The sequence below is a fragment of the Enterobacter cloacae complex sp. IR5450 genome (assembly GCF_049238665.1).
GTDB classification, from domain to species: domain Bacteria; phylum Pseudomonadota; class Gammaproteobacteria; order Enterobacterales; family Enterobacteriaceae; genus Enterobacter; species Enterobacter hormaechei_C.
Window position 1 is genome coordinate 35,835 of record NZ_JBMKIC010000013.1, and the last position, 25,807, is coordinate 61,641.

General features: G+C 58.2%; 30 protein-coding genes. 16 read left to right on the forward strand and 14 right to left on the reverse strand.

Translation table 11 applies throughout. The features are described 5' to 3' along the window. Positions 1 to 22: 22 nt before the first annotated feature. The 5 genes from hemW to ACOTYB_RS12225 are packed head-to-tail and all read right to left on the reverse strand — an operon-like array spanning position 23 to position 3,343. Positions 23 to 1,171 (reverse strand): radical SAM family heme chaperone HemW, encoded by a 1,149-nt coding sequence (gene hemW / locus ACOTYB_RS12205; RefSeq protein ID WP_023323732.1) that lies wholly within the window; start codon positions 1,169 to 1,171, stop codon positions 23 to 25. Next, positions 1,164 to 1,757, reverse strand: coding sequence for an XTP/dITP diphosphatase (locus ACOTYB_RS12210; protein WP_022651831.1), 594 nt, complete (start codon positions 1,755 to 1,757; stop codon positions 1,164 to 1,166). The genes hemW and ACOTYB_RS12210 overlap by 8 nt, the downstream gene beginning before the upstream one ends. A gap of 3 nt (positions 1,758 to 1,760) precedes the next feature. Next, the gene (gene yggU, locus ACOTYB_RS12215) at positions 1,761 to 2,057 is read right to left on the reverse strand and encodes a DUF167 family protein YggU (RefSeq protein ID WP_003860023.1); all 297 of its coding nucleotides are present in this window, start codon (positions 2,055 to 2,057) and stop codon (positions 1,761 to 1,763) included. Next, positions 2,054 to 2,620: a YggT family protein gene (locus tag ACOTYB_RS12220; protein WP_003860024.1), complete on the reverse strand. Its 567-nt coding sequence runs from the start codon at positions 2,618 to 2,620 to the stop codon at positions 2,054 to 2,056. The genes yggU and ACOTYB_RS12220 overlap by 4 nt, the downstream gene beginning before the upstream one ends. 21 nt (positions 2,621 to 2,641) lie before the next feature. Continuing rightward, positions 2,642 to 3,343, reverse strand: coding sequence for a YggS family pyridoxal phosphate-dependent enzyme (locus ACOTYB_RS12225; protein WP_032610102.1), 702 nt, complete (start codon positions 3,341 to 3,343; stop codon positions 2,642 to 2,644). 17 nt (positions 3,344 to 3,360) lie between these two features. Here ACOTYB_RS12225 and ACOTYB_RS12230 point away from each other — a divergent pair, with 17 nt between their 5' ends. Beyond that, the gene (locus ACOTYB_RS12230; protein ID WP_045332866.1) at positions 3,361 to 4,341 is read left to right on the forward strand and encodes a type IV pilus twitching motility protein PilT; all 981 of its coding nucleotides are present in this window, start codon (positions 3,361 to 3,363) and stop codon (positions 4,339 to 4,341) included. A gap of 10 nt (positions 4,342 to 4,351) precedes the next feature. Here the strand turns inward: ACOTYB_RS12230 and ruvX are convergent, their stop codons facing one another. The 8 genes from ruvX to metK all read right to left on the reverse strand — a co-directional run bounded on the left by ruvX (position 4,352) and on the right by metK (position 11,487). Then, positions 4,352 to 4,768, reverse strand: a complete 417-nt coding sequence (gene ruvX, locus ACOTYB_RS12235) for a Holliday junction resolvase RuvX (protein WP_006811925.1) — start codon at positions 4,766 to 4,768, stop codon at positions 4,352 to 4,354. Then, positions 4,768 to 5,328: a YqgE/AlgH family protein gene (locus ACOTYB_RS12240; protein WP_022649353.1), complete on the reverse strand. Its 561-nt coding sequence runs from the start codon at positions 5,326 to 5,328 to the stop codon at positions 4,768 to 4,770. Before ACOTYB_RS12240 ends, ruvX begins: the two co-directional genes overlap by 1 nt. A gap of 74 nt (positions 5,329 to 5,402) precedes the next feature. Next, on the reverse strand, positions 5,403 to 6,350 hold the full coding sequence (gene gshB, locus ACOTYB_RS12245) for a glutathione synthase (RefSeq protein ID WP_220153329.1): 948 nt from the start codon (positions 6,348 to 6,350) through the stop codon (positions 5,403 to 5,405). Between the two features lie 27 nt (positions 6,351 to 6,377). Beyond that, a complete protein-coding gene (gene rsmE / locus ACOTYB_RS12250; protein ID WP_017382923.1) occupies positions 6,378 to 7,109 on the reverse strand; it encodes a 16S rRNA (uracil(1498)-N(3))-methyltransferase in 732 nt (243 codons plus the stop codon). Positions 7,110 to 7,160: 51 nt separating this feature from the next. Then, entirely contained in the window at positions 7,161 to 7,868 is a 708-nt protein-coding gene (gene endA, locus ACOTYB_RS12255) for a deoxyribonuclease I (RefSeq protein ID WP_003860034.1), read from the reverse strand. Positions 7,869 to 7,962: 94 nt separating this feature from the next. Further along, positions 7,963 to 8,460: a SprT family zinc-dependent metalloprotease gene (locus ACOTYB_RS12260; protein ID WP_003860035.1), complete on the reverse strand. Its 498-nt coding sequence runs from the start codon at positions 8,458 to 8,460 to the stop codon at positions 7,963 to 7,965. 58 nt (positions 8,461 to 8,518) lie between these two features. Continuing rightward, entirely contained in the window at positions 8,519 to 9,916 is a 1,398-nt protein-coding gene (gene galP / locus ACOTYB_RS12265; RefSeq protein ID WP_015571832.1) for a galactose/proton symporter, read from the reverse strand. A 416-nt stretch (positions 9,917 to 10,332) separates the two neighbouring features. Then, the gene (metK, locus tag ACOTYB_RS12270) at positions 10,333 to 11,487 is read right to left on the reverse strand and encodes a methionine adenosyltransferase (protein WP_003860037.1); all 1,155 of its coding nucleotides are present in this window, start codon (positions 11,485 to 11,487) and stop codon (positions 10,333 to 10,335) included. A 425-nt stretch (positions 11,488 to 11,912) separates the two neighbouring features. Here metK and ACOTYB_RS12275 point away from each other — a divergent pair, with 425 nt between their 5' ends. The 4 genes from ACOTYB_RS12275 (at position 11,913) to speB (ending at position 15,394) form a co-directional block, all read left to right on the forward strand. After that, complete coding sequence (locus ACOTYB_RS12275; RefSeq protein WP_418235904.1) at positions 11,913 to 12,053, forward strand: hypothetical protein; 141 nt, start codon at positions 11,913 to 11,915, stop codon at positions 12,051 to 12,053. 94 nt (positions 12,054 to 12,147) lie between these two features. Further along, positions 12,148 to 12,279 carry an acid stress response protein YqgB gene (gene yqgB, locus ACOTYB_RS12280; protein ID WP_057979949.1) on the forward strand — a complete coding sequence of 44 codons (132 nt, stop codon included), beginning with the start codon at positions 12,148 to 12,150 and terminating at the stop codon, positions 12,277 to 12,279. 8 nt (positions 12,280 to 12,287) lie between these two features. Beyond that, positions 12,288 to 14,264, forward strand: a complete 1,977-nt coding sequence (gene speA, locus ACOTYB_RS12285) for a biosynthetic arginine decarboxylase (RefSeq protein ID WP_017382922.1) — start codon at positions 12,288 to 12,290, stop codon at positions 14,262 to 14,264. Between the two features lie 209 nt (positions 14,265 to 14,473). Continuing rightward, entirely contained in the window at positions 14,474 to 15,394 is a 921-nt protein-coding gene (gene speB, locus ACOTYB_RS12290; protein ID WP_017382921.1) for an agmatinase, read from the forward strand. A 3-nt stretch (positions 15,395 to 15,397) separates the two neighbouring features. On the opposite strand, the gene ACOTYB_RS12295 is transcribed toward speB, so the two are convergent. Then, positions 15,398 to 16,609, reverse strand: a complete 1,212-nt coding sequence (locus ACOTYB_RS12295; protein WP_409248887.1) for an MFS transporter — start codon at positions 16,607 to 16,609, stop codon at positions 15,398 to 15,400. Between the two features lie 415 nt (positions 16,610 to 17,024). Here ACOTYB_RS12295 and ACOTYB_RS12300 point away from each other — a divergent pair, with 415 nt between their 5' ends. From ACOTYB_RS12300 to ACOTYB_RS12350, 11 genes are all read left to right on the forward strand, one after another. Further along, positions 17,025 to 17,348, forward strand: coding sequence for a Rieske (2Fe-2S) protein (locus tag ACOTYB_RS12300; RefSeq protein ID WP_003860044.1), 324 nt, complete (start codon positions 17,025 to 17,027; stop codon positions 17,346 to 17,348). Next, positions 17,345 to 17,653, forward strand: a complete 309-nt coding sequence (locus ACOTYB_RS12305) for a recombinase-like helix-turn-helix domain-containing protein (protein ID WP_022651826.1) — start codon at positions 17,345 to 17,347, stop codon at positions 17,651 to 17,653. The genes ACOTYB_RS12300 and ACOTYB_RS12305 overlap by 4 nt, the downstream gene beginning before the upstream one ends. A gap of 10 nt (positions 17,654 to 17,663) precedes the next feature. Then, positions 17,664 to 18,686: an aromatic ring-hydroxylating oxygenase subunit alpha gene (locus tag ACOTYB_RS12310; RefSeq protein ID WP_022651825.1), complete on the forward strand. Its 1,023-nt coding sequence runs from the start codon at positions 17,664 to 17,666 to the stop codon at positions 18,684 to 18,686. Then, a complete protein-coding gene (locus ACOTYB_RS12315) occupies positions 18,686 to 19,435 on the forward strand; it encodes an SDR family oxidoreductase (RefSeq protein WP_045342424.1) in 750 nt (249 codons plus the stop codon). Before ACOTYB_RS12310 ends, ACOTYB_RS12315 begins: the two co-directional genes overlap by 1 nt. 12 nt (positions 19,436 to 19,447) lie before the next feature. Further along, positions 19,448 to 20,236 (forward strand): IclR family transcriptional regulator, encoded by a 789-nt coding sequence (locus tag ACOTYB_RS12320; protein WP_220153885.1) that lies wholly within the window; start codon positions 19,448 to 19,450, stop codon positions 20,234 to 20,236. A gap of 78 nt (positions 20,237 to 20,314) precedes the next feature. Next, positions 20,315 to 21,241: a VOC family protein gene (locus ACOTYB_RS12325; RefSeq protein WP_045342422.1), complete on the forward strand. Its 927-nt coding sequence runs from the start codon at positions 20,315 to 20,317 to the stop codon at positions 21,239 to 21,241. Beyond that, complete coding sequence (locus tag ACOTYB_RS12330; protein ID WP_022651824.1) at positions 21,238 to 22,425, forward strand: NAD(P)/FAD-dependent oxidoreductase; 1,188 nt, start codon at positions 21,238 to 21,240, stop codon at positions 22,423 to 22,425. Before ACOTYB_RS12325 ends, ACOTYB_RS12330 begins: the two co-directional genes overlap by 4 nt. Positions 22,426 to 22,450: 25 nt before the next feature. Beyond that, positions 22,451 to 23,707 carry an MFS transporter gene (locus ACOTYB_RS12335; protein ID WP_023314815.1) on the forward strand — a complete coding sequence of 419 codons (1,257 nt, stop codon included), beginning with the start codon at positions 22,451 to 22,453 and terminating at the stop codon, positions 23,705 to 23,707. Positions 23,708 to 23,717: 10 nt separating this feature from the next. Continuing rightward, on the forward strand, positions 23,718 to 24,248 hold the full coding sequence (locus tag ACOTYB_RS12340) for a cupin domain-containing protein (RefSeq protein WP_017382915.1): 531 nt from the start codon (positions 23,718 to 23,720) through the stop codon (positions 24,246 to 24,248). 9 nt (positions 24,249 to 24,257) lie between these two features. Then, positions 24,258 to 25,028 (forward strand): alpha/beta fold hydrolase, encoded by a 771-nt coding sequence (locus ACOTYB_RS12345; RefSeq protein WP_126524592.1) that lies wholly within the window; start codon positions 24,258 to 24,260, stop codon positions 25,026 to 25,028. Then, complete coding sequence (locus ACOTYB_RS12350; RefSeq protein WP_023314813.1) at positions 25,012 to 25,806, forward strand: SDR family oxidoreductase; 795 nt, start codon at positions 25,012 to 25,014, stop codon at positions 25,804 to 25,806. The genes ACOTYB_RS12345 and ACOTYB_RS12350 overlap by 17 nt, the downstream gene beginning before the upstream one ends. Position 25,807: the final 1 nt, after the last annotated feature.

Below are 25,807 nucleotides of genomic sequence, written 5' to 3' on the forward strand. Positions count from 1 at the left end.
GAACGGGATGTAAAATTCTGAATCAGCCTTCAGGATTTTCAGCGAGGAACAACTCAAGAAGGGAGTTCAGGAACAGCTTGCCGTACTCGGTGATCTGCCAGGACTCATCACACTCGGTCAGATACCCCTGCGCCAGCGCCTCGTCAATCTGCGGGCGAATCACTGACTCCGGCAGCCCGGTATAACGCGTAAATTCCGCGCGCGGAGCGGCTTCCAGCAGACGGAAGCGGTTCATAAAGAACTCAAACGGCTTATCCACCGCCTCGACGTCGTGCTGACGCTCCAGGTAGCGGCCTTCCATATACCCGCGCGGATGACGCGTTTTGGCGGTACGCAGAATGCGTCCGTCCGGGAAGGTCACCTTGCCGTGCGCACCGCAGCCAATTCCGAGATAGTCGCCAAAACGCCAGTAGTTCAGATTGTGCTGACACTGATAGCCCGGCTTCGCATACGCCGACGTTTCGTATTGCTGATATCCCGCCGCGGTCAAAAGCTGGTGGCCCTGCTCGAAGATATCCCACAGCGCGTCGTCGTCCGGCAGCACCGGCGGGCGCGAACCAAACAGGGTGTTCGGTTCAATGGTCAACTGATACCACGACAGATGCGGCGGGTTCAGTTCAATCGCCTGACGCAAATCGTCAAGCGCTTCTTCGAGCGACTGATCCGGCAGGCCGTGCATCAGGTCGAGGTTAAAGCTGCGCAGCCCAAGCCCCGTTGCCAGGTTTGCCGCGCGCTTTGCCTCTTCCGGGCCGTGAATGCGCCCCAGACGCTTCAGCTTTGGCTCGCTAAAGCTCTGCACGCCGATAGAGATACGGTTCACGCCCGCACGCTGGTACTCGACAAAACGGTCGGCCTCAACGGTGCCGGGGTTGGCTTCCATCGTAATTTCAGCATCCGCTGCCAGGTTCAGGCGTGCGCGCACACCGTCCAGCAGCGTCTGCATCGCCGGGCCTGAAAGCAGGCTCGGCGTACCGCCACCAATAAAAATGGTCTTCACTTCACGTCCCTGTGCGTACGGTACATCGGCATCCAGATCGGCCAGCAGATGCGCGACGTAATCATCGTGCGGCACTTCACCCTTCAGCGCGTGCGAGTTGAAATCACAGTACGGACATTTCTGCACGCACCATGGGATGTGAATATAAAGACTCAGAGGCGGCAAATTAGCCATTACGCAGTGCTTCCAGTAACAGTTTCAGGGCGCGTCCACGGTGGGAGATCGCGCTTTTCTCTTCGCGGGTGAGTTCCGCAGCGGTTTTGCCCTCGGTCGGGACAAAGAAAATCGGGTCGTAACCAAAGCCGCCGTTGCCCGCCGCTTCACGGGTGATCACGCCCGGCCAGCTGCCGTGACAGACAATCGGCGTGGGATCTTCCGCGTGACGCATGTAGACCAGCACGCAGTGGAACTGCGCGGTACGCTGTTCGTCAGGAACGTCTTTCAGGGCCACAAGCAGCTTTTCCAGGTTCTGCTGGTCGGTGGCGTCCGGCCCGGAATAGCGGGCGGAGTAAATCCCCGGCGCACCGCCCAGAAAATCCACGGCCAGACCGGAATCATCGGCAATCGCGGGCAGTCCGGTTACCTGCGCCGCATGGCGCGCTTTCAGAATGGCGTTTTCGATAAACGTCAGGCCGGTCTCTTCGGCGGAGTCCACGCCCAGCTCGGTCTGAGCCACCACGTCCAGCCCAAAATCATTTAATAGCGAGGCCAGCTCGCGCACTTTACCGGCGTTACCGGTGGCGAGAACAACTTTCTGCATGGTTTAGTCCTGTTCTGTCAGAGCCGCGACTTCCGTCGGGATAGATTGCGGGTTAAGGATTTTTACCTGTTTATGCCGGCCAAGTTCACCTTTCTCAATGATGACCTGGCTTTTAGCGACGCGAAACTGTTTAGCCAGATATTTGGTCAGATGCGCATTCGCCTGGCCGTCAACCGGCGGGGCCGTGATGGCGACTTTTAGCTCGTCGCCATGCAGCCCAACAATACTGTCGCGGCTGGCTTTCGGCTGAATGTACAGCCGTAAAACCAGCCCGTCGGCGCAGGGGCTAACTGCACTCATAACGCCATCCACAGCCCCGGCAGCAGCATATTACCCGTCGCCTGTAACAGTTCCGCGATACCCATATTCAGCACGTACAGCAGCAGAACGAGAAGCATCGGTGAGAAGTCGATTCCGCCCATCGCAGGCAGCAGGCTACGAATTGGACGCAGCAACGGTTCCGTCAGCTGAATCAACGCGTACTCCACCGGGCTACGGCCCCGGCTTACCCAGCTCATGATCGCCATCACCAGCAGGACCCAGAAGATCAGCGAGCCGACGGTTTTAACCAGGATCAGAACGGCTGAAATCCAGATAATCGGCTGGAAAGTGATGACCATAAACAGCACGATCGCTTTGATAACGCTCAGAATAAACGCCATCAGCAGAGATGAACTGTCAATCGGCCCCATTGCCGGAATGATGCGGCGAAGCGGCCCCACAATGGGCTGCGTGATTTTCACGATAAATTGTGAGAATGGATTGTAAAAATCACAACGGGCCCACTGCATCCAGACGCGCAACAGCAGCGCCATCGTATACAGTTCAATGACCGTTGAAAGCAGGAAAGTCAACGTCTTCATGGCGTTCCTCAGGTTTCCTTATTATTGGGGGTAATCGCGCGCACCGAAAATTGCCGTGCCGATGCGCACCATGGTGCTGCCTGCCGCGATGGCGGCTTCCATATCATCCGACATGCCCAGAGAAAGCGTGTCTACCGTGTCATAGCGCGCTTTAAGCGCCTCAAATGCTACAGCCATTTGCTGTGCTACGGCAAACTGCCTTTCATAACTTGACTCTGGCGCCGGGATAGCCATCAGCCCGCGCAGGGTTAAGCGCGGCAGCGCCGCTACGTCCGCCGCCAGCGCATCCAGTTCGCTCAGCGTAATGCCGGACTTGCTGTTTTCATCGCTGATGTTGATTTGAATTAGCACGTTAAGCGCTGGCATCTCAATAGGGCGCTGGTCGCTCAAACGGGTAGCGATACGCAGACGATCGATGGTGTGACACCAGTCGAAGTGCTCTGCTACCAGACGGCTTTTGTTCGACTGTAGCGGACCGATAAAGTGCCATTGCAGGTCTGCATTTCCCCGTTCCCGGAAAGCGAGAATCTTATCTACGCCTTCCTGCACATAGTTTTCACCAAAGGCACGATGACCGGCGGCTATCGCTTCTGCGATGGCGCTCGCAGGCTTGGTTTTGCTGACTGCAAGCAATGTAATTTCTTCTGGAGCACGGCCGCAACGCGTTGCCGCGGCTGAGATTTTGTCCCGGACCTGTGCCAGGTTATGCGCAATGTCGTTCATTTTCCGAGGAGTAGTCTATGGATGTGGAAGAAATTGTGGCCCTTAGTGTAAAGCATAACGTCTCCGATCTACACCTGTGCAGTGATTCACCACCGCGCTGGCGCAGGTCAGGCCGTCTTGAACCTGCGCCGTTTCCGCCCCCGGATGTGGAGGCATTATTAAAAGCGTGGCTCAACGACGAACAGCAGGGCGCCTGGTGGGCAAATGGGCAGGTGGATTTTGCCGTTACCCTCGCAGACCGTCAGCGGCTGCGCGGCAGTGCGTTTAAGCATATGCACGGCGTTTCGATCGCGCTGCGCCTGTTGCCGCTGACGTGCCCGCAGCTCTCTGCGTTAGGTGTGCCGCGAGCGATCCCGGAGCTTTTGTCCAATGACAATGGCCTGATTCTGGTCACCGGCGCCACCGGCAGCGGGAAATCGACCACCCTGGCCGCGATGGTCGATTTCCTCAATCACCAGACGGACGGGCATATTCTGACCCTGGAAGATCCGGTGGAGTTTATGTACCAGAGTGAACGTTGCCTGATCCAGCAGCGGGAGATAGGCCTGCACAGCCCGTCCTTTGCCGAGGCCCTGCGCAGCGCGCTGCGTGAAGATCCGGATGTGATTCTGCTTGGTGAGCTGCGCGACAGCGAGACGATACGCCTGGCGCTGACGGCGGCGGAAACCGGCCATCTGGTGTTGGCCACGCTGCACACGCGCGGTGCGGCGCAGGCGATCGAGCGCCTGGTCGATACCTTTCCGGCGCAGGAGAAAGATCCGGTGCGTAATCAGCTGGCGGGAAGCCTGCGTGCGGTTCTGGCGCAGAAGCTGCGTCAGGATGTCCAGGGCGGGCGCGTGGCGCTGTATGAGCTACTGGTGAATACGTCGGCGGCGGCAAACCTGATCCGCGAAGGCAAAACCTGGCAACTGCCGGGCATTATTCAAACGGGGCAGCAGGCGGGGATGCAGAACTTTGAGCAGAGTCTGGCGGAGCGACGGGCGCAGGGGCGGCTGTAGACCCCTGCGCTCAGTAACCCTGTTCGAAATAGCTTTCGAGGATAATGACGGCTGAAGCTGAATCCACGCTGCCTTTGTTCAACGCCCGGAAGCCACCGTGCTCGAACAGGCCAGCGCGTGCCTCGACGGTGCTCAAACGTTCATCGTGCAGCTTAACGGAGACACCAAAGCGGCCATGGATTTTGTTCGCGAACTTGCGCGCGCGGGCGGTAAGCGGCTGCTCGGTACCGTCCATGTTCAGCGGCAGACCGACAATCACGTCGTCCGGCTGCCACTCTTTGAGCAAGCGCTCAATAAGGTTCCAGTCCGGCGTGCCGTCGTTAGCTTTCAGCGCAGTGAGCGGGCGAGCGGTGCCGGTGATCCGTTGACCCACAGCGACGCCGATGCTTTTGGTGCCGAAGTCGAAGGCGAGAAGGGTGCCGCTCATTACGCGTGCCCCGCAACGCCAGGCATGGTCAGAATATCAATGCCAATCAGTTTTGCCGCGTCACGCCAGCGATCGGCGATAGGGGTTTTAAACAGGATATTCATATCCGCAGGGGCCGTCAGCCAGGCGTTGTCCAGAATTTCTTGTTCCAGCTGCCCTTTTTCCCAGGAGGCGTAACCGAGCGCAACCAGCACCTCAGAAGGCTGATTTGCCGTGCCCAGTGTTTCGAGCACATCGCGAGAGGTGGTGACGACGGTGTTATCGGAGATACGAATGCTGGACGAGAAAACCGGCGGGGTATGCAGGATAAAACCACGATCTTCTGCAAGCGGGCCGCCGAGCATCACCGGTTTATCGAGACGGATTTCCGGCAGCCGCGCTTCAGCAGGGATTTTCAGCTTGTCCAGAATCCCTTCAACCTGAAGGTTTTCCAGCGGCTTATTGATGATAATCCCCATCGCGCCGTCTTCGTTGTATTCACAAATATAGACCACGGCGCGGCGGAAAATCGGATCCTGGAGAGCAGGCATGGCAATAAGAAAGTGATGCTGTAAATTCATTGTCAGAGGTACTGTTTCCTGGTTTAAAAAGCGACAGCGCCCAGTATGGGGATAAACACAGGCGCTGTCACAGGTTATTTCTGTAAACGTTTTTCGATAGCGTCCATCAGCATTCCGGTGATCGAGATCGGGAATTCCGCTTCGATTTCACGAATGCAGGTTGGGCTGGTGACGTTCACTTCGGTCAGACGATCGCCGATGATATCGAGGCCAACGAAGATCAGGCCTTTGGCTTTAAGCGTAGGGCCGACGCGGCGGGCAATTTCCCAGTCGCTTTCGCTTAACGGACGCGGTTCGCCACGGCCGCCAGCCGCCAGGTTGCCACGGGTTTCCCCTCCCTGCGGAATACGCGCCAGGCAGTAAGGCACCGGCTCGCCGTCTACGACCAGCACACGCTTGTCGCCGTCTTTAATGGCTGGCAGATAGTTCTGTGCCATACAGAAGCGGGTTCCCAGCTCGGTCAGCGTTTCGGCAATCACGCCAATGTTCGGATCGCCCTCTTTCACCCGGAAGATCGACGCGCCGCCCATGCCGTCCAGGGGTTTCATGATGATGTCGCCGTGCTTCTGCCAGAATTCTTTCAGCTGCGTTTTGCTGCGGGTGACGAGCGTTTCCGGCGTCAGGTCAGAGAACCATGCGGTATAGAGCTTCTCGTTGCAGTCGCGCAGGCTCTGCGGCTTGTTGACGATCAGCGTGCCTTTCTCTTCGGCACGCTCAAGGATATAGGTGGAATAAATGTATTCGGTGTCGAACGGCGGATCTTTACGCATCAGGATGACGTTGAGGTCGGCCAGGGCAATATCCTGCTCGGTACCGAATTCGTACCATTTTTCGTAGTTCTGCTCGACGTTAACGATGCGGGTGCGTGCGCGGGCTTCACCGTTGATCAGGTAAAGATCGTTCATCTCCATGTAGTGGAGTTCATAGCCGCGACGCTGCGCTTCCAGCAGCATAGCGAAGCTGGAGTCTTTCTTGATGTTAATGTTTGCGATGGGGTCCATCACGATGCCGAGCTTAATCATCTTCTTCTCCGGTTATGGGTCTTTGCTTCAACCCAGATCGCCAAATCGCACCTGTAGCGCGGTAATGGCGGTGAGTGCCGTTGTCTCAGTGCGCAGAACGCGAGGTCCCAACAGAATATCAGTAAACTGGTAACGCGCCGTCATGGCAATTTCGTCAGCCGACAGGCCGCCTTCCGGGCCAATCAGCAGGCGTACACGCTCAACGGGCAGCGGCAGCGTATTGATGCTGGCGCTGGCGCGCGGATGAAGATTAAGCTTAAGCCCGCTTTCCTCTTCTGCACACCAGTCCTCCAGATCCATCGCCGGGCGGATCTCCGGGATACGATTGCGGCCGCTCTGTTCGCAGGCCGCAATGGCAATTTTTTGCCACTGCTGGATCTTTTTGTTCAGACGTTCCGCATCCAGTTTAACGCCGCAGCGCTCAGAAAAAAGTGGCGTAATGAGGCTTACACCCAGTTCAATGGATTTCTGAATGGTGAACTCCATTTTTTCCCCACGCGACATCACCTGGCCCAGGTGAATGTGCAGCGGGGATTCCCGGTCGTCCACGTCGCCACGCAGCACCTTCACGTGCACGCTTTTTTTATCGGCGCGCGTAATTTCAGCGTCGAAAACCTGATTAGAGCCGTCAAAGAGCTGAATCGCCTGGCCTGCACCCATGCGCAGCACGCGGCCTACATGGTTTGCGGCATCATCAGACAGGGCGATTTCGCCGCCTGGGGTAATCAGTTCAGGGTGATAGATGCGAGGGATGCGCATAGTCAGAAATTCCATGTGTCATGCGATATAAGCGAATTGCCGTAGTGTAGGTTAGCTCTTTTGCGCCTGGCAAGCCCGCTGGACGTAAGGGTTGTGATTCCCCTGGACTTTGGCGATACGTTCGTCGCGCTGGCATTCCCAGTCCGTCACCGGGTAGAGCTTGTCCCAGGCATTGAAGAGCTGCGTCTGCTGGCGGGAAAGATTGAGATCGTAGCGGTCGCGCATATAGAAATAAGTGCGGGCGATGCTACCGCGCGCGCGGGCAGGCGGTTCGGCGACTTTCTCTTTGAAATCGACCTTCATGGCGCACTGACCGTACTGGCCTTCGCCACCGTTCCACTGGCTGTACATGAAGTTTCCGCGGTCGCCATTGACCTCACCCACGGCGGGTTGCAGGTTGTGCATATCGCTTTCCATCTGGCGGTAGACCGGATCTTTTGCGCAATTTTTACGTCCACCGTCCTGCCAGCACTGGCGCTGGTGGCCAAACTGCCAGGCCGGAACGACGTGTTCCCATTCGATTCGGCTGGCGCGGTTCTCGTTCTTGCGCACCTTATAGCCGCAGGATCCCAGATCCACGACCCCTTTCTTACCCTGCCAGTTAATTTTACAGCCGCAGTAGAAATCACCCGGTACGTCGGCGTTAATCTTTACGCCTGCGGTTTTTGCCTGAGAGAAACTGTGAATACCGTCGGCCAGAGCATGGCCGGAGAGCGCTGTCGCCAGAAAAGCGACCGCGAGAGAAACATTACGGGACATCTTACACTCCGTGTCAAAACGAGCCCGCAACGTAACGAATGTTGTTCCCGTATGCAATCAGTCAGATCAGGAAAGTTCCTGAAAGTTCGCGTGATTATTCCGCAACCAGCGGTTCGCCGCATTTAACGCAGCGGTAGGTCGCCTCGCCCCGCACTACGCGGTTATGGCGGCGGACGGTAAGCTGGTGCTGCTGGCACTGGCAGCGGTAGGGGAAGGTATTGCGGCGTACCGATTCCAGCTCGAACTGATGGGTGCGACGGGCCGGAACGCCGAGCACCGCCTCCATCATCCACTTCCACTCTTTGCCGTGCGGCGCGACGCGGCCAAAGTGCTTCCACACCAGCAGATGCGCCAGCTCGTGCGGCACCACTTCTTCGATAAACGCCTGCTGATTTTCCATCATCAACACCGGGTTGAGGCGGATCTCATACGATTCCAGCCAGGCGGTACCTGCCGCGGTGCCACGCTGCTGATAGACCAGCTTCGGTTCAGGATAATTGCGGCCGAGCTTCAGGTTGGCCTGGGCGAGTTTTTCCCGCAGGCTGCGCATAACGGCTTGCTGAATGGCGATGGGGAGACGGGGTGCTTTCATAGGGGCAGAGCATAAAGCGGGAAGCGGGGAGGCGCAAGAGGCGCCTCCCGCAGGAGGATCAGTCGTGTGCGCCGATTTCGCGCAGAGGACGACCTTTCATCAGGTTACGTTCAATGTGTTCCAGTGAAACATGTTTGGTTTCAGGAACCAGCCAGATAGTGAGAACAATAAAGAACAGGTTCAGACCGGCGTAGACCCAGAAGGTGTTGGCATTACCCAGAGTATTAAGCATGGTCAGGAACGTTGCGCCGACGATCATGTTGGCAATCCAGTTGGTCGCGGTAGAGCAGGTGATGCCAAAATCACGTCCTTTCAGCGGCTGGATCTCAGAGCACAGCACCCAAATCAGCGGACCGGCGCTCATCGCAAACCCAATGATAAACATCAGCAGCATCGCCACGGCGAAGTACTGTGCCGTTGGGGAGTGAATGCCCATGTGCATCATGGTACCCAGCACGCCCATCCCGACGGCCATCACCAGGAAGCCCAGCGTCAGGGTTGGCTTACGTCCCCAGCGGTCCACCAGACCGATAGCGATAAAGGTCGCCAGCACGTTGGTCAGGCCAACGATCACGGTGCCCCACATCTGCTCGGTGGTGTTGGTGTAGCCCGCCAGTTCGAAGATTTTCGGCGCGTAATACATGATGACGTTCATCCCGGTGAACTGTTGCATGATCTGTAACAGCACGCCGAGGAACACCGCGCGGCGGAAGTTGCTGTTCTCTTTGAACAGCGCCCAGCCGGACTGTTTGACCTTCAGGCTTTCGCGGATCTCTTCCAGCTCGTTTTTGGCTTCGGCGCTGGTATCACGCAGGCGTAAGAGCACGCGTTCGGCATCATGGAAGCGGCGTTTGGCGGCGAACCAGCGCGGACTGTCCGGCAGGAAGAAGACGCCAATCAGCAGCAGGATGGCAGGAATGATGATGACGCCCAGCATCCAGCGCCATGCGCCGCTGTAGCTGAATGCGGTATCGGAGAGATAAGCCCCCAGAATACCGATGGTGATCATCAGCTGATACATGGAAATCATGCTGCCGCGGATTTTTTCCGGAGCGATTTCAGACAGGTACAGCGGGGCAGTATAAGACGCCACGCCCACTGCCAGACCGAGCAGCACGCGGGAGATGATCAGCACTTCAACATTAGGCGCAGCGGCAGAGAACAGTGAGCCGGCAACGAACAGGATCGCGCCAATCATCAGGCTCTTTTTACGCCCGAGCTTAAAGGAGAGCCAGCCGCTGCCGACCGCGCCGACGGCGGCACCGAACATCATGGAGCTAACCACCCATTCCTGAGTGTGTGCGCTAATCTGGAACTCATCGGTGATGAAAGGTAATGCACCGGCAATTACGCCAATATCCAGGCCAAAGAGTAATCCTGCCAGAGCGGCGAGGAAGCAGACGAAGAACGTCATTGCCTTATTGGACGTACGCCCCTGTTTATTATTGTCAGGCATTATGCCCTCCAGTTGGGTTATCAGTTTTTACGATATTAAGAGTAGGTGAGCGGCTCATAAAAATATGTGAGTCAAATCACAACGGTGTAATCGGTTACACTGGCTTGTAACCGTAAAAATAATTAAAGCTTTGAAAATATAGAGGTAAATTAATTGATGTGCATCGCGTTTGCACAAATTTCAGACTTAACTGAAAGGGAATGTAACAGCAGAAGAAATGCGATCATGCAAAGAGAATATTCTGAAAGCGGGGTATAGAGAGTGAGGTGTAAACGGTTCCAAACATTGTCGGGTGGCTGCTGCGCCTTACCCGGTCTACAAAAACTCACTACCCGTAGGTCGGGTAAGGCATAGCCGCCACCCGACATAAAAAAGGCCAGCACAAAGGCTGGCCTGTTTAAGCTGCTGGCAGTCGATTATTTCAGACCGGCAGCATCACGCAGCAGGGCGGCTTTGTCGGTTTTTTCCCATGGGAAATGTTCGCGACCAAAGTGACCGTACGCTGCGGTTTCCTGGTAGATTGGGTGCAGCAGATCCAGCATCTGAATCAGACCGTATGGACGCAGGTCGAAGAACTCACGCACCAGCAGGGTCAGCTGTTCAGAAGGCACTTTTTCAGTACCGAAGGTTTCCACCATGATGGAGGTTGGCTCAGCCACGCCGATGGCGTAGGAAACCTGAATTTCACAGCGGTCAGCCAGACCGGCAGCAACGATGTTTTTCGCCACATAACGTGCAGCGTACGCGGCAGAACGGTCAACTTTAGACGGATCTTTACCGGAGAATGCGCCGCCGCCGTGACGTGCCATGCCGCCGTAGGTATCTACGATGATTTTACGACCGGTCAGACCGCAGTCACCCATTGGGCCGCCGATAACAAAGCGTCCGGTTGGGTTGATGAAGAATTTGGTCGCAGAGCTCAGCCATTCAGTTGGCAGAACCGGCTTGATGATCTCTTCCATCACCGCTTCTTGCAGGGATTTCTGGTCAATCTCTTCAGCATGCTGCGTGGAAAGAACCACGGCATCAATACCGACGATTTTCCCGTCGTCATACTGGAAGGTCACCTGGCTTTTCGCATCCGGACGCAGCCACGGCAGAGTGCCGTTTTTACGCACTTCAGCCTGACGCTGCACCAGACGGTGTGCGTAGGTCACCGGCGCTGGCATCAGTACGTCGGTTTCGTTGGTTGCGTAGCCGAACATCAGGCCCTGGTCGCCCGCGCCCTGTTCCAGCGGATCGGCACGGTCAACGCCCTGGTTGATGTCCGGAGACTGTTTGCCAATCGCGCTCAGTACGGCGCAGGAGTTGGCATCAAAGCCCATATCAGAATGTACATAGCCGATCTCACGCACCGTGTTACGGGTGATCTCTTCGATATCAACCCATGCGCTGGTGGTGATCTCACCGCCAACCAGAACCATGCCGGTTTTGACATAGGTTTCACACGCTACGCGCGCCTTTGGATCCTGCGCGAGGATCGCATCCAGCACCGCATCGGAGATTTGGTCAGCAATTTTATCAGGATGTCCTTCTGATACGGACTCGGACGTAAACAGGTGTTTTGCCATGTTTTATTTCACCTAAGAGGAATTTGGTTAGCTCAAGCTGCTGTGTGGAATAGCCATAGGAGATAATTCTACCAAGGCCTACAGGATTTTGACACTGGCAGTCTGAGTGTTAATCGGTATGGATGGATTAACATCTGGACGTCTATTTTAGGTCACTTCTTCACCCGATTTCCAGTTTTTTTTGACTCACCTCTCATTGCGTTGAAAACGCTGCTGGAAATTTTTGCTGACGACGCTGGCAACCTGCGCATTTTTGTTTTGCTTTTTAGCGACCTTCTCGGTATAAAACGCGGCGCGCGGCTCATATAAAATAAGCGCTCGATGAACACATCGTGTCGCCACTTCCAGCCGGGTTAAGCAGTGAACTTTTAGCTTTGGCTTGTGGTCCGTTTCAGCAGAGGCGGCCGTGGAGGTGATACCAGATAATGAACCATCGTTTTCCGCTCATTCAGCGCAGCCGTTCTGGCGCGCATTTGATTCCCACCCGCACTTCTGGTCTAAACACCTGCCGATGTTATACCCATCTCGGTGCTTCTCAGGATTCCAGAGCCGGTCACGCTTTGTGAAAACTGAACAAGGGCGCTCTTGTTAATACAGGAGTTTTCTCGTGGTTTCGCCGAACCTTGTCATACAGAGTTCGGATACGTGTTTTACAATGATATGAATAAGAAACCGGTCGCACGGTCTGGATTTCAGCATACTCTGCTGGGAAATGGAGCCGTTAATGGGTTGTTATCGCCGTATAACGCTGCGATAGTAGTCAACTGTTTTACACTTAATACAAAGAGTTGAGGTTCGCTATGTCTGACGACATGTCTTCGCTTTCGCCTTCGTCAGCAGGCGAACAGGGTGTACTACGTTCTATGCAGGAGGTTGCGATGAGCTCCCAGGAAGCCAGCAAGATGCTGCGCACTTACAATATTGCCTGGTGGGGCAATAACTACTACGACGTTAACGAGCTGGGCCACATCAGTGTCTGCCCGGATCCGGACGTCCCGGAAGCGCGCGTGGATCTCGCTAAACTGGTGAAAACCCGTGAAGCGCAGGGTCAGCGCTTGCCTGCACTGTTCTGCTTCCCGCAGATCCTGCAACATCGCCTGCGTTCTATTAACGCCGCGTTCAAGCGCGCGCGGGAATCGTATGGTTATAACGGCGACTATTTCCTCGTTTACCCGATCAAGGTCAACCAGCACCGTCGCGTGATTGAGTCCCTGATCCACTCCGGCGAGCCGCTGGGCCTGGAAGCAGGCTCTAAAGCGGAGCTGATGGCGGTTCTGGCGCACGCGGGCATGACCCGGTCGGTGATCGTCTGTAACGGCTATAAAGATCGCGAATACATTCGTCTGGCGCTGATTGGCGAGAAGATGGGCCACAAGGTCTATCTGGTGATCGAGAAGATGACCGAAATCGCGATCGTGCTGGAAGAGGCCGAGCGTCTGAACGTGATCCCGCGCCTTGGCGTGCGTGCGCGACTGGCGTCGCAGGGTTCCGGTAAATGGCAGTCTTCCGGCGGTGAAAAATCCAAGTTCGGCCTCGCGGCGAACCAGGTGCTTCAGCTGGTGGAAATTCTGCGCGAGCGCGGTCGTCTGGACAGCATTCAGCTGCTGCACTTCCACCTCGGCTCGCAGATGGCCAACATTCGCGACATCGCCACCGGCGTGCGTGAATCGGCACGTTTCTACGTTGAGCTGCATAAGCTCGGCGTGAATATTCAGTGCTTTGACGTGGGCGGCGGCCTGGGCGTGGACTACGAAGGGACCCGCTCGCAGTCTGACTGTTCGGTAAACTATGGCCTGAACGAATATGCCAACAACATCATCTGGGCGATTGGCGATGCCTGCGAAGAGCACGGCCTGCCGCACCCGACGGTGATCACCGAATCCGGCCGCGCGGTCACGGCGCACCATACGGTACTGGTCTCTAACATCATTGGCGTTGAGCGTAGCGAAATCACCGAAGCCACGCCTCCGGCAGACGATGCCCCACGTTCCCTGCAAAGCATGTGGGAAACCTGGCAGGAGATGCACGAGCCGGGCACGCGTCGTTCCCTGCGCGAATGGCTGCACGACAGCCAGATGGACCTGCACGATATTCACGTCGGCTACTCGTCAGGCACATTCAGCCTGCAAGAGCGCGCGTGGGCCGAGCAGCTCTACCTGAATATGTGCCACGAAGTGCAGAAACAGCTCGACCCGAGCAACCGCGCGCACCGTCCGATTATCGACGAGTTGCAGGAGCGTATGGCGGACAAAATGTACGTCAACTTCTCCCTGTTCCAGTCGATGCCGGATGCCTGGGGTATCGACCAGCTGTTCCCGGTTCTGCCGCTGGAAGGGCTGAACCACGCCCCGGAACGCCGCGCCGTGCTGCTGGACATCACCTGTGACTCTGACGGCGCGATTGACCATTACGTTGACGGTGACGGTATCGCAACGACGATGCCAATGCCGGAGTACGATCCGGAGAACCCGCCAATGCTGGGCTTCTTTATGGTGGGGGCGTATCAGGAGATCCTCGGCAACATGCACAACCTGTTCGGTGATACCGAAGCGGTTGACGTGTTTGTCTTCCCTGACGGCAGCGTGGAGGTTGAGCTGTCCGACGAAGGGGACACCGTGGCGGACATGCTCGAATACGTTCAACTGGATCCGAAAAAACTGCTCACCCAGTTCCGCGATCAGGTGAAAAACACCGGTCTGGACGACGCGTTACAGCAGCAGTTCCTGGAAGAGTTTGAAGCGGGTCTGTACGGGTACACCTACCTGGAAGATGAGTAGGTAAACTCCCTCTCCCGGTGGGAGAGGGGCGGGGTGAGGGCAACAGACCGCACAATGCCCTATACTCACTTGAACCCGTATGAATTAACGGCGATAATTCGCCCCAATTAGCGATTTACGAATCAATCCCTTCCTCGTCGGGTTTAACGACGCGGAGGGGATTTTTTTTCATCTGTTTTTAATGTATCGACTTTATAAGAGGTCAGGACATGAGCACTTTAGGTCATCAGTACGATAACTCTCTGGTATCTAACGCGTTTGGTTTTTTACGCCTTCCGATGAACTTCCAGCCGTACGACAGCGATGCGGACTGGGTGATCACCGGCGTACCGTTCGACATGGCAACGTCCGGTCGCGCGGGTGGTCGTCATGGCCCGGCGGCGATCCGTCAGGTTTCCACTAACCTGGCCTGGGAGCACAACCGCTTCCCGTGGAACTTCGACATGCGCGAGCGCCTGAACGTGGTGGACTGCGGCGATCTGGTGTACGCCTTCGGCGACGCGCGTGAGATGAGCGAAAAATTGCAGGCGCACGCCGAGAAGCTGCTGGCGGCCGGTAAACGCATGCTCTCCTTCGGCGGTGACCACTTCGTGACCCTGCCGCTGCTGCGCGCCCACGCGAAGCACTTCGGTAAAATGGCGCTGGTGCACTTCGATGCGCACACCGACACCTACGCGAACGGCTGTGAGTTCGACCACGGCACCATGTTCTACACCGCGCCGAAGGAAGGCCTGATCGATCCGAACCACTCCGTGCAGATCGGCATCCGCACCGAGTTCGACAAAGACAACGGCTTCACCGTACTCGACGCGGGCCAGGTGAACGATCGCGGCGTGGACGATATTCTGGCTCAGGTTAAGCAGATCGTCGGCGACATGCCTGTCTATCTGACCTTCGACATCGACTGCCTGGATCCGGCATTCGCACCGGGTACCGGTACGCCGGTGATCGGCGGCCTGACATCAGACCGCGCCATCAAGCTGGTGCGCGGCCTGAAGGATCTGAACATTGTCGGGATGGACGTGGTGGAAGTGGCTCCGGCCTATGACCAGTCCGAGATCACCGCGCTGGCCGCGGCGACCCTGGCGCTGGAAATGCTCTACATCCAGGCGGCGAAAAAAGGCGAATAAGCCTTACGCGCTGATTGCTGCTGCGCGCCGCATGCGCAGCAGCAACATTCCCCCGGCAAGCAGGGTGATAACCTGCGAAACGACCAGCACCGAAAAGCCTGAACTGACCGACCCCACCGATCTCATCACCATCCCCATCAGCAGCGGAATAAACGCCGCGCAGATATTGCCGATCCCATTGATTATGCCGTAAGCGCTGCCCACCGCTTCCCGCGCGGCGTGATGCTGGATCACCGCCGGAATAGCCGCCCCCTGTAGCCCCCAGAAGACATTAGCCGAAAGCATAAACAGCGCCAGCCAGGCAGGCTGATGGCTGAGCATCAGCGCGACCACGGACAGCGCCGTCATCGCCCCGCCCACCACAAACAGCATCGGTGCCTGTTCCGGACGCATTTTGTCGAGCAGCACGCCGCCCAGAAACTTTGACCCCAGGCTGAGCAGGAAGGGGATCGCCGCAAGCCAGCCCGTGGCATGCAGCGAGAAATGATGCTCGTCGCGCAGCCACGCGGGCAGCCAGGCGCTGCTTCCCCAGAGATAGCTCAGGGTGGCGATTTCAACCACCATAATCCAGCCCAGCAGCGGCGTCTGCCAGGCCAGCGTGAAGGTGTGGACAAACCCCGGTTTTTTCGCGGTCAGGAGCTTGCGCGGCGCGGGCAGAAAACGCCAGATTAAGCTGCCCCCGAGGAGAAGGTTGATTGCCGCCAGTGCATAAAACGATCCGGCCCAGCCCAGATGCGACATCAGCCAGGTCACCAGCGGAAAGCCCACGGCCAGCCCGAGCGAGACGCCCAGCGCGGTCACGGCGTTGGGTTTACCGATCTCTTGCGCGCTAAAGTTATCGCTGATAAAGCGCGTTTTCAGCGAAAATAGCGGACCCTCCGCGATCCCCAGAATCACGCGGGCGATGAGCATTCCCGTCAGCGAGCCGAGCAAAGGTGAAGCCGCGCAGACCGCGGCCCAAATCGCAATGCTGCTTAATAATCCCTGCCGATAATGAAGTTTGCTTTCAATAACCGGCGTTAATAATAGAGCGGAAAAACCATAACCCAGAAGAAAGCAGGTCATGAGCAGGCCCTGTAACATTCTGTTTTCATTTAACTGAAAATGTTCGGCAAATTCCGGGTTTAAAATCATTACCGAGATATTTACCCGATCGACGTACGAAATAATAATGAGTAATAAAAGCGCAATCGTGCCTTGCCATCTTGCCGTCATCATGTCCGCCTTACGTTTTTTGTAACTTATATTTTTCATCAATGTGATTGTCACGGATCTAAAATGGTTCACCTGTGAAACTCTTTGTTTAGTAAAGATAAATTAAAAATTAGTTTCACAGGTGAAACGCGAAAGAGGTGACGTTCATTTATTTTTAAAGAGTAAAAAGAAAGGAAGTCAATATCTTTTATTCAAAATAAGAGGCCATTAAAAAAACGTATTTCTCACGCTGCAATAATGAAAATTTCATATCGCTGCATTTTTTCGTGATCCCTTGCACACTTAGTTAATTAATTGCTGGTCGATTAACAAATTCGTCACATTGTCGCTTGACGAAACATTCATCGCTTTTATATTGACCGTATTAAATAAGAAACAGAGTTTCATATATGAAACAAAAGCCTGGAGGATCGTGATGAGCTGGATAGGCGTATGTGACGCAGAGCAAGTACAGGAAGATTTCCCTTTTAGCGGCAACGTCGACGGTAAAGAGATCGGCGTTTACCTGATCGACGGTGAATATTACGCGCTGGAGGACGTATGCCCGCACGCCTATGCCCTGCTGAGTCAGGGCTTCGTGGAAGACGGCAAGGTGGAATGCCCGCTGCACGAGGCGGTATTCGACGTCAAAACCGGTCAGTGCCTGCACGGCCCCGGCGGGCGCAATCTCAACCGCTACCCGGTTCGGGTCTTTGAAAACCAGATTCAGATTACCTTCGTCGAGGAGACCGTGGCATGAGCGACACCCTGAACTTCAACCCGGCGCTGCCGGAAAGCCGCCAGTTTACCCCACCGGCAGAGGGCGGTAATGGCGCCATTCATAAGCCGGGGGATTACACCAACCTGATCTGGCAAACCCGCAGCCGCGAGCCGGAAAGCTGGGAAGTGAAGCTGATTGCGACGCTGGAAGATCTCTTCGAGCAGGGCGTTGAAACCTTGCCGGAGCTGGTAAGCGGGCTGAACGCGGTGCGCATGCACGACCAGCAGGGCGAGCCGTGGAGCGACGCCAGTTTCCAGGCATTCTTACAGGTTAACGGCTACTGAGGGCAACGTGATGACGACGACCGTACAACATTATCTGGATAAAGGTCTGCGCGGCCTCTGGTATCCGGTGCTGGCGAGCTGGGAAGTGCAGTCTGCGCCGGTGGGCATCACCCGCCTGGGCGAGCAGATTGTGGTCTGGCGCAATAAAGATGGCCAGGTTCAGGCGCTGGAGGACCGCTGTCCGCACCGCGGCGCGCGCCTGTCGATGGGCTGGAACCTTGGGGACCGCATTGCCTGCTGGTATCACGGCGTAGAGGTGGCGGGCAACGGCGAGGTGAAAGACGTACCCGCCGTGGATAAATGTCCGCTGGTCGGCCAGCAGTGCGTGCGCAGCTATAGCGTGCAGGAAGCGCACGGCGCCATCTTCCTCTGGTTTGGCGTCACCGCGGACCAGCAGCCGGACGAACTGACCTTCCCGGACGAGCTCGCCGATACGGACAGCTTCAGCAACTTCCTCTGCACCGCCGCGTGGAAATGCAATTACCAGTACGCGCTGGAAAACGTGATGGACCCGATGCACGGCACCTATCTGCACTCCTCGTCGCACTCGATGGCGGAAGGGGATCGCAAGGCCGACATGGTGCTCCAGCCGACCAAAACCGGTTTTATTTTCGAGAAGAAAGGGCAGAGCGGCGTCAATTTTGACTGGGTGGAGCTGGGCAACAGCGGCACCTGCTGGATGCGCCTCTCCATTCCGTACAAGAAGCGCTTCGGGCCGGGCGGCCACTTCTTTATCGTCGGCATGGTGGTGCCGGAAGATAACGACAACTGCCGCGTCTTCTTCTGGCGCATTCGCCGGGTGCAGGGCTGGCAGCGCGATATGTGGCGTTTCATGTACCGCAACCGTCTGGAAAAACTGCACTGGGAAGTGCTGGAGCAGGACCGCGTGGTGCTGGAAAGCCTGGCGCCAAACGCGCGCGATCATGAGTACCTGTATCAGCACGACGTCGGTCTTTCGCGCCTGCGCCGCATGATGCAAAAGGCCGCCAAAGAGCAGCTGGCGATGCGTGAAGCACAGCAGGGAGCCGCCTGATGAACGGGCTGCTGAGCGGCAAGCGCATCGTCATAACCGGCGCCGCGCGCGGGCTGGGCTTTCACTTTGCCAAAGCCTGCGCGGAGCAGGGCGCGGCGGTGGTGATGTGCGACATCCTGAAGGGCGAGCTGGCCGAAAGCGCCCACGCCCTGAGCGAGCGGGGCTATGCGATCGAACCGCACGTTATCGATCTGGCCGATCCACAGTCCATTGAGCAGGTGTTCAGCGCCATTGGCGAGCAGGGTCAGATCGATGGCCTGGTGAACAACGCGGCGATGGCGACGGGCGTCGGCGGCAAAAACATGCTCGATTACGATCCGGAACTCTGGGATCGGGTGATGAGCGTCAATGTCAAAGGCACCTGGCTGGTGACGCGCGCCGCCGTGCCGCTGCTGCGTGAAGGGGCGGGCATTGTGAACGTGGCGTCCGACACCGCGCTGTGGGGCGCGCCGCGCCTGATGGCCTACGTCGCCAGCAAGGGGGCCGTCATTGCCATGACCCGATCAATGGCGCGCGAACTGGGTGAAAAGCGTATACGCATTAATGCCATCGCGCCGGGGTTAACCCGCGTCGAGGCGACGGAATATGTCCCCGCCGAACGGCATCAGCTCTACGAAAACGGACGCGCGTTAACCGGCGCGCAGCAGCCGGAAGATGTCACCGGCAGCGTGGTCTGGCTGTTAAGCGATCTGTCTCGGTTCATCACCGGACAGCTGATCCCGGTCAACGGCGGTTTTGTCTTTAACTAAGGTAGGGCGATGATGGCAAACGATCAGGAAGTGAAGTATCTGGTGCCGGGGCTGGAGCGCGGTTTACAGCTGCTGTTGGCCTTTGGCGAGCAGCATCGCGATCTGACTTTTGCCGAGCTGCACCGGCTGGTGGATATGCCGAAGGCGACCGCCTATCGCGTGGTGCAGACGCTGGAGTACATGGGATTTCTGGAGCGCAACACGCGCACCAATACCTTTTCGCTGGGCATGAACGTGCTGCGTCTTGGCTTTGAGTACATCGCCTCGCTGGACGTGGCGCAGGTCGGCCAGGCGGTGATCGAGCAACTGCGCGACGTGAGCCAGTGCAGCAGCCATCTGGCGATCCGCGACGGGCGCGACATTATCTACATCGCCCGCGTCAGCGCCGCCGGGTCGCGTATCAACCAGGTCAGCATTGGTACCCGTCTGCCGGTGCACTGTACCTCGCTGGGCCGCATGCTGTTGACCGATATTTCCCGCGCTGATTTCGAACAGCTGTTCCCGCATGAGCGTCTGCCGGGCAACACGCCGGGGCAGCTTCACGACCGTGAAGCCCTGTGGCAGATGGTGCAGCAGGACAAAGCCCGCGGGTATGTCATCGGCGAATCCTTCTTCCGCCACGGCATCTCTTCCATCGTCTACCCGGTGTATGACCGAAGCGGCCGCGTGGCGGCGGTAGTCAGCATTCTGGTGCCGTCGGAGGAGATCCCGCAGAGCGACCGCGAGCGCCTGCAAAACGAGGTTCGCCTTGCGGCGGATAAAATTTCTGGCTTCTTAGGGTATCTATCACAGGCCAGTTAAATCAGTGAGTTAACGTCAGGCGCTTGACTGCGTCGGGCATGTTTTACGCCCAATCTGGGCCAGATGAGGCAACGAACGATGAGTGTAACCGGAATTGAAAAGCTGGAATTTGGTGTGGAAGACCTGACGCACTGCGCCAAATTTATGCGTGATTTTGGCCTGACGGGCGATGCCAGCGGCCAGCGTTTCACCACCCTGAGCGGCGCGCGCGTGGAGCTTAACCCGATCGACAGCCCCGACCTGCCGCCCGCGTTTGAAGCGGGCAACACCCTGCGCCGCATGACCTGGGCGGTTGCCAGCCAGTCTGAGCTGGACGCGCTGCGCCCGAAGCTGGCGCAGCAGCCCGGCTTTCGCGAAGTGGGCGACGTGCTGGAATGCCTCGATCCGAACGGCATGACGCTGCGCGTGCAGGTGACCCAGCAGACCGACGTGGAGCTTAACGTCGAGCCAATAAACCAGTGGGGCGATGCCCGCCGTATCGACACGCCCAGCCCGGTTTACGATCGCGCCCAGCCGATCAACGTGGGGCATGTGGTGTTCTTCGTGGAGGAGCTGGCGGCGGTGGAAAAATTCTACCGCGAGGTGCTCGGCTTCCAGGTCTCGGATCGCTATATCAACCGCGCCGTGTTCCTGCGCTGCGGCGTGCGTGGCGGCCATCACAACCTGTTCCTGCTGCAACTGCCGAACCGCAAGCGCGGCCTTAACCACGTGGCCTTCACCGTGCGCGATATCCACGAGGTGATCGGCGGCGGTATCGCGATGAATAAACATGACTGGAGCACCTTTATCGGACCGGGACGTCATCCGGTGTCGTCGGCGTACTTCTGGTACGTCAACAGCCCGACCGGCGGCGCGTTTGAGTATTACACCAACGATGATTACCTGACGGAAAACTGGCAGCCGCGCGAGCTGGAGCATTCCCTGGTCTCCTTCACCGAGTGGGCGGTGGAAGGCGGGATTGACCACGACACGCGCCGTCAGCAGAAAAAGCCGGAGGCGGTATGACATCGCGCATTGTCATTATCGGCGGCGGCCAGTCAGGCGGCTGGGCGGCGAAAACCCTGCGTGACGAGGGCTTCGACGGCGAGATTTGCGTGGTAGCGGAAGAGGAATGGGATTTCTACGAGCGGCCGCCGCTGTCAAAAGCGTCTCTGCTGGAACCGGACGCGGCGCTCCCAAGGCTGTTTACCGACGAGGTGCAGCAGGCGCTGGACCTGACCTGGTACCGACCGCTGCGCGCTGAATCTGTCGATCGCGATGAAAAAAAAGTCCTTCTTAGCAACGGCGAGCAGCTTAGTTACAACATCCTTTTAATCGCTACCGGCGGTCGGGCGCGCCTGCCTTCGCAGGCGTGGGCCAGCCATCCGCAGGTCTATACCCTGCGCCACTGGCAGGACGCGCAGCGCCTGAAAAGTCGCCTGTCGGAAAGTCACAAACTGGCGATTATCGGCGGCGGCTGGATTGGCCTTGAGATTGCCGCTTCCGCGCGGAAAAGCGGCGTGGCGGTCACGCTGTTCGAGCAGCAGCCTGCGCTCTGCATGCGCTCGGTGAGCGGCGAGGTGTCCCAGCGCCTGGAGGCCATCCACCGCGAGCAGGGGGTGGAGATCCGTACCGGCTGCGGCGCGCTGGAGCTGGAGGACGACGGCGGCCTGCCGGTCGTCCACTGCGACGGCAACCGTGAAACCTTTGATGCAGTGGTGGTGGGGATCGGCGTCGATCTCAATCTGGAGCTGGCGCGTGACGCGGGGCTGAAAACCGGGCGCGGGATCGTGGTGGATGCCCAGGGACGCACCTCGGATCCGTTCATCTTTGCCGCAGGAGATGTCGCCCAGCACCATCACTACGGCTTGTGCATCCAGTCCTGGGCCTTCGCCCAGAATCAGGCGGTGGCGACGGCGAAAGCGATGCTCAATCCCGATGCGCCAGGTTATGACGACGCGCCGTGGCTGTGGTCGGATCAATACCAGCACAACATTCAGATCCTCGGCATTCCGCAGGCAGGCTGCCGAACGATATTGCGTGAAGAGGCGCTGTACTTCTCGCTGGACGACAACGGGCGGCTAACGCAGCTTGTGGCGTTCAACGATGCGCGCACCGTCAAGCTGGCGAAGCGCTGGATGGCGGCAGGGCGGGATCTGTCGGACGTACCGCTTGCCGACCCGACATTTTCACTGATGTCACTGCGATAGCTAACCCGCACCCGTAGGGGGAGAAATGACCACACTAGAGACTAACACCGCGCCGGTTGAGGCGAGCGGTGAGGGGACCCGCACGCCCGAAAAAGCGGTGCGCTGGGCCATCCCGCTGTCGCTGCTGGCCTGCGTGCTGCTGGCCTTTTTCGACAAAATCAGCATCGCGGCGCTCTTTTCGGATACCCATTTCCAGCAGGCGATGGGCATTGATTTCGACACCACGCGCCTCGGCATTCTGATGAGCGCTTTCCTGCTGAGCTACGGCTTCTCATCGGTGTTTTTAAGCGGTTTAGGCGACAAAATCGCGCCGCTGCGCCTGCTCACCGGGATGATGGCAGTGTGGTGCGTGCTGATGGTGGCGATGGGCTTTACCCATAACTACACGCTGATGATCGTCCTGCGTATTCTGCTGGGCGTGGCGGAAGGACCGCTGTTCCCGCTGGCCTTCGCCATTGTGCGCCACAACTTCCCGCAGCATTTGCAGGCGCGCGCCACCATGCTGTGGCTGCTGGGCACCCCGGTGGGCGCGGCGATTGGTTTCCCGCTCTCCCTCTGGCTGCTGAACACCTTTGGCTGGCAGAGCACTTTCTTTGTGATGGCCATGCTTACCGTGCCGGTGCTTATCTTTGTGCGCATTGGTCTGCGCGGTATCCGCCTGGAGGCAAAACCCGGCACCTCGCAGGCGTCCCGGGACGAGCGGCGCGCGGCGCGGCGTGAGCTGTTTGTCAGCCCGCACTTCTGGATCATCTGCATCTTTAACATCGCTTTCCTGACCTACCTGTGGGGCATCAACGGCTGGTTGCCTGGCTACTTAATTAAGGGCAAAGGCATCCACCTGGAGCATGCGGGCTGGCTGTCGTCGATGCCGTTCATCGCCATGCTGGCAGGGGAAGTGATTGGCGCGTGGCTCTCTGACCGGGTCGATAAGCGCGCGGCGGCCTGCTTTATCTCGATGGCGGGGGCGGCCGTCGGGCTGGCGGCGGTGATGCACCTGGATACCCCGCTCGCCATCATTGCGGCGATGAGCTTCAGCACCTTTATGTGGGGCACCGGCGCGCCCAACATTTTCGCCCTGCTGGCGAAGGCCACCCATCCCCGGGTGAGCGCCACGGCGGGCGGTATCTTCAACGGGCTGGGAAACTTTGCGGGCGCGCTGTCGCCGGCGGTGATGGGCGCGCTGATCGCCTTTACCCACAGCATGGATTCCGGGCTGATTTTTCTGGCGGTGATGGCGGCGGTGGGCTGCGTCCTGTTACTGCCGCTGCTGAGACGTTACTGAGGAGAGTGTCATGACTGATTCAACCGTAACCAACAAAACAGGCATCAAACCTGACCATCTGACGATGGAAGAGTGGGTCGAGTCGCGCATCGCGCGCTTCGAAGGCCGTAAATACGACTGGAACGCGCTGAAGTTCCAGGCCGATTTTGATCCGAAATATCGCCGGGCGCAGATGCGCTACATCGGCACCGGCGCAACCGGCGTGGCGAACGACACCAACACCGTGCAGGCGGACCATTTTACCTTCTCCACCATGGTGCTGCCGTCGAAGTGCGAAGGACCGCTGCACCTGCACGACGACGTGGAAGAGGTGTTCTTCATGCTCAAGGGGCAGATCACGCTGATGATCCAGGACGGCGACAACTACACCGAAACCGTGCTGCGCGAGCGTGACCTGATCTCCGTTCCGCCGGGCATCTATCGCGGCCTGTTTAACCACGGCGAAGAAGAAGCGCTGATGTGCGTCATGCTGGGGACCAATAAGCCGGAAATCCCGACCTATCCGTCCGACCATCCGCTTTCCAAAGTGAAGCGGAACTAAGGGGGCATGATGACGGGTTTTCGTGAACAGGGAAGCGGCATTCCGCTGATGCTGCTGCACGGGATCAGCTCCGGCGCCGCCTCCTGGCACAAGCAGATGGCGCTGAACGGTTTTCGCGTGCTGGCGTGGGACATGCCCGGTTACGGCGAAAGCCCGATGCTGGCCGTAGCGCGGGCAAACGCGGGGGATTACGCCGACGCGCTGGCGGCCATGCTGGATCGCGCCGGTGTCTGGCAGACAGTGCTGGTCGGCCATTCCCTGGGGGCGCTGGTGGCCAGCGCCTTTGCGGCAAAGTTCCCGGATCGCGTCATTCATCTGGTGCTGGCCGACGCGGCGCAGGGGTACGGCAATGCCGCGCCGGAGCAGCGGGAGCAGGTCTGGCACAACCGCGAGCAGCAGATGGCGCTGGGGGGCGAAATCCTCGCCCAGACCCGCGCCCCGAAGCTGCTGCGCCCCGGCGCGCGCGCGGAAGATATCGCCACCGTCGCGGCGGGCATGCGGGTGCTGCGCCCGGAAGGCTACCTTGCCGCCTCGTGGATGCTGGCGCATGACGACATCCACGGCTGGCTGAAGCGTTATTCCGGCAGTTTTGAAGTCTGGTGCGGCGAGCAGGATGCCATCACCCAGCCGGAGCTGGTTCAGGGTCTGGCGCTGCGCTACGGCATGCCGTTTATCACCATTCCGCAGGCCGGGCACGCCAGCTATCTCGATAACGACGCGTTTTTCAACCAACAGCTTTTACGCATTAACGAAGAGGTGCGCGATGAATGCACAAATTGACGGGCGCGTAGCGGTAGTCACCGGCGGTTCTTCCGGCATTGGCTTTGAAACGCTGCGCCTGCTGCTGGGAGAAGGGGCGAAAGTCGCCTTCTGCGGCCGTGACGCGGACCGGCTCGCCAGCGCCCATGCGACGCTGCAAAACGAATTTCCTCACGGGGAGATTTTCGCTTACCGCTGCGACGTGCTGAATGCCGACGAAGTTCAGGCCTTCGCGGATGCGGTGCAGGCGCGTTTTGGCGCGGCGGATATGCTGATCAACAACGCCGGGCAGGGCTACGTGGCGCACTTCCATGACACGCCGCGCGAGGCGTGGCTGCACGAAGCCGAACTCAAACTGTTCGGGGTGATTAACCCGGTGCAGGCGTTTCAGCCGCTGCTGGAACGGTCCGACATCGCCTCCATCACCTGCGTGAACTCCCTGCTGGCGCTTCAGCCGGAAGAGCACATGATCGCCACGTCGGCAGCCCGCGCCGCTCTGTTGAACATGACGCTGACGCTCTCGAAAGAGCTGGTGGGCAAAGGGATTCGCGTCAATTCCATACTGCTCGGTATGGTCGAGTCCGGCCAGTGGCAGCGCCGCTTTGAAAGCCGGGCGGATAAAAGCCAGAGCTGGCCGGAGTGGACGGCGGAGATCGCGCGCAAGCGCGGCATTCCGATGGCGCGCCTCGGCAAGCCGCAGGAGCCCGCGCAGGCGCTGCTGTTCCTCGCCTCGCCGCTGGCCTCGTTTACCACCGGCGCGGCGCTGGACGTTTCCGGCGGCTTCTGCCGCCATCTGTAAG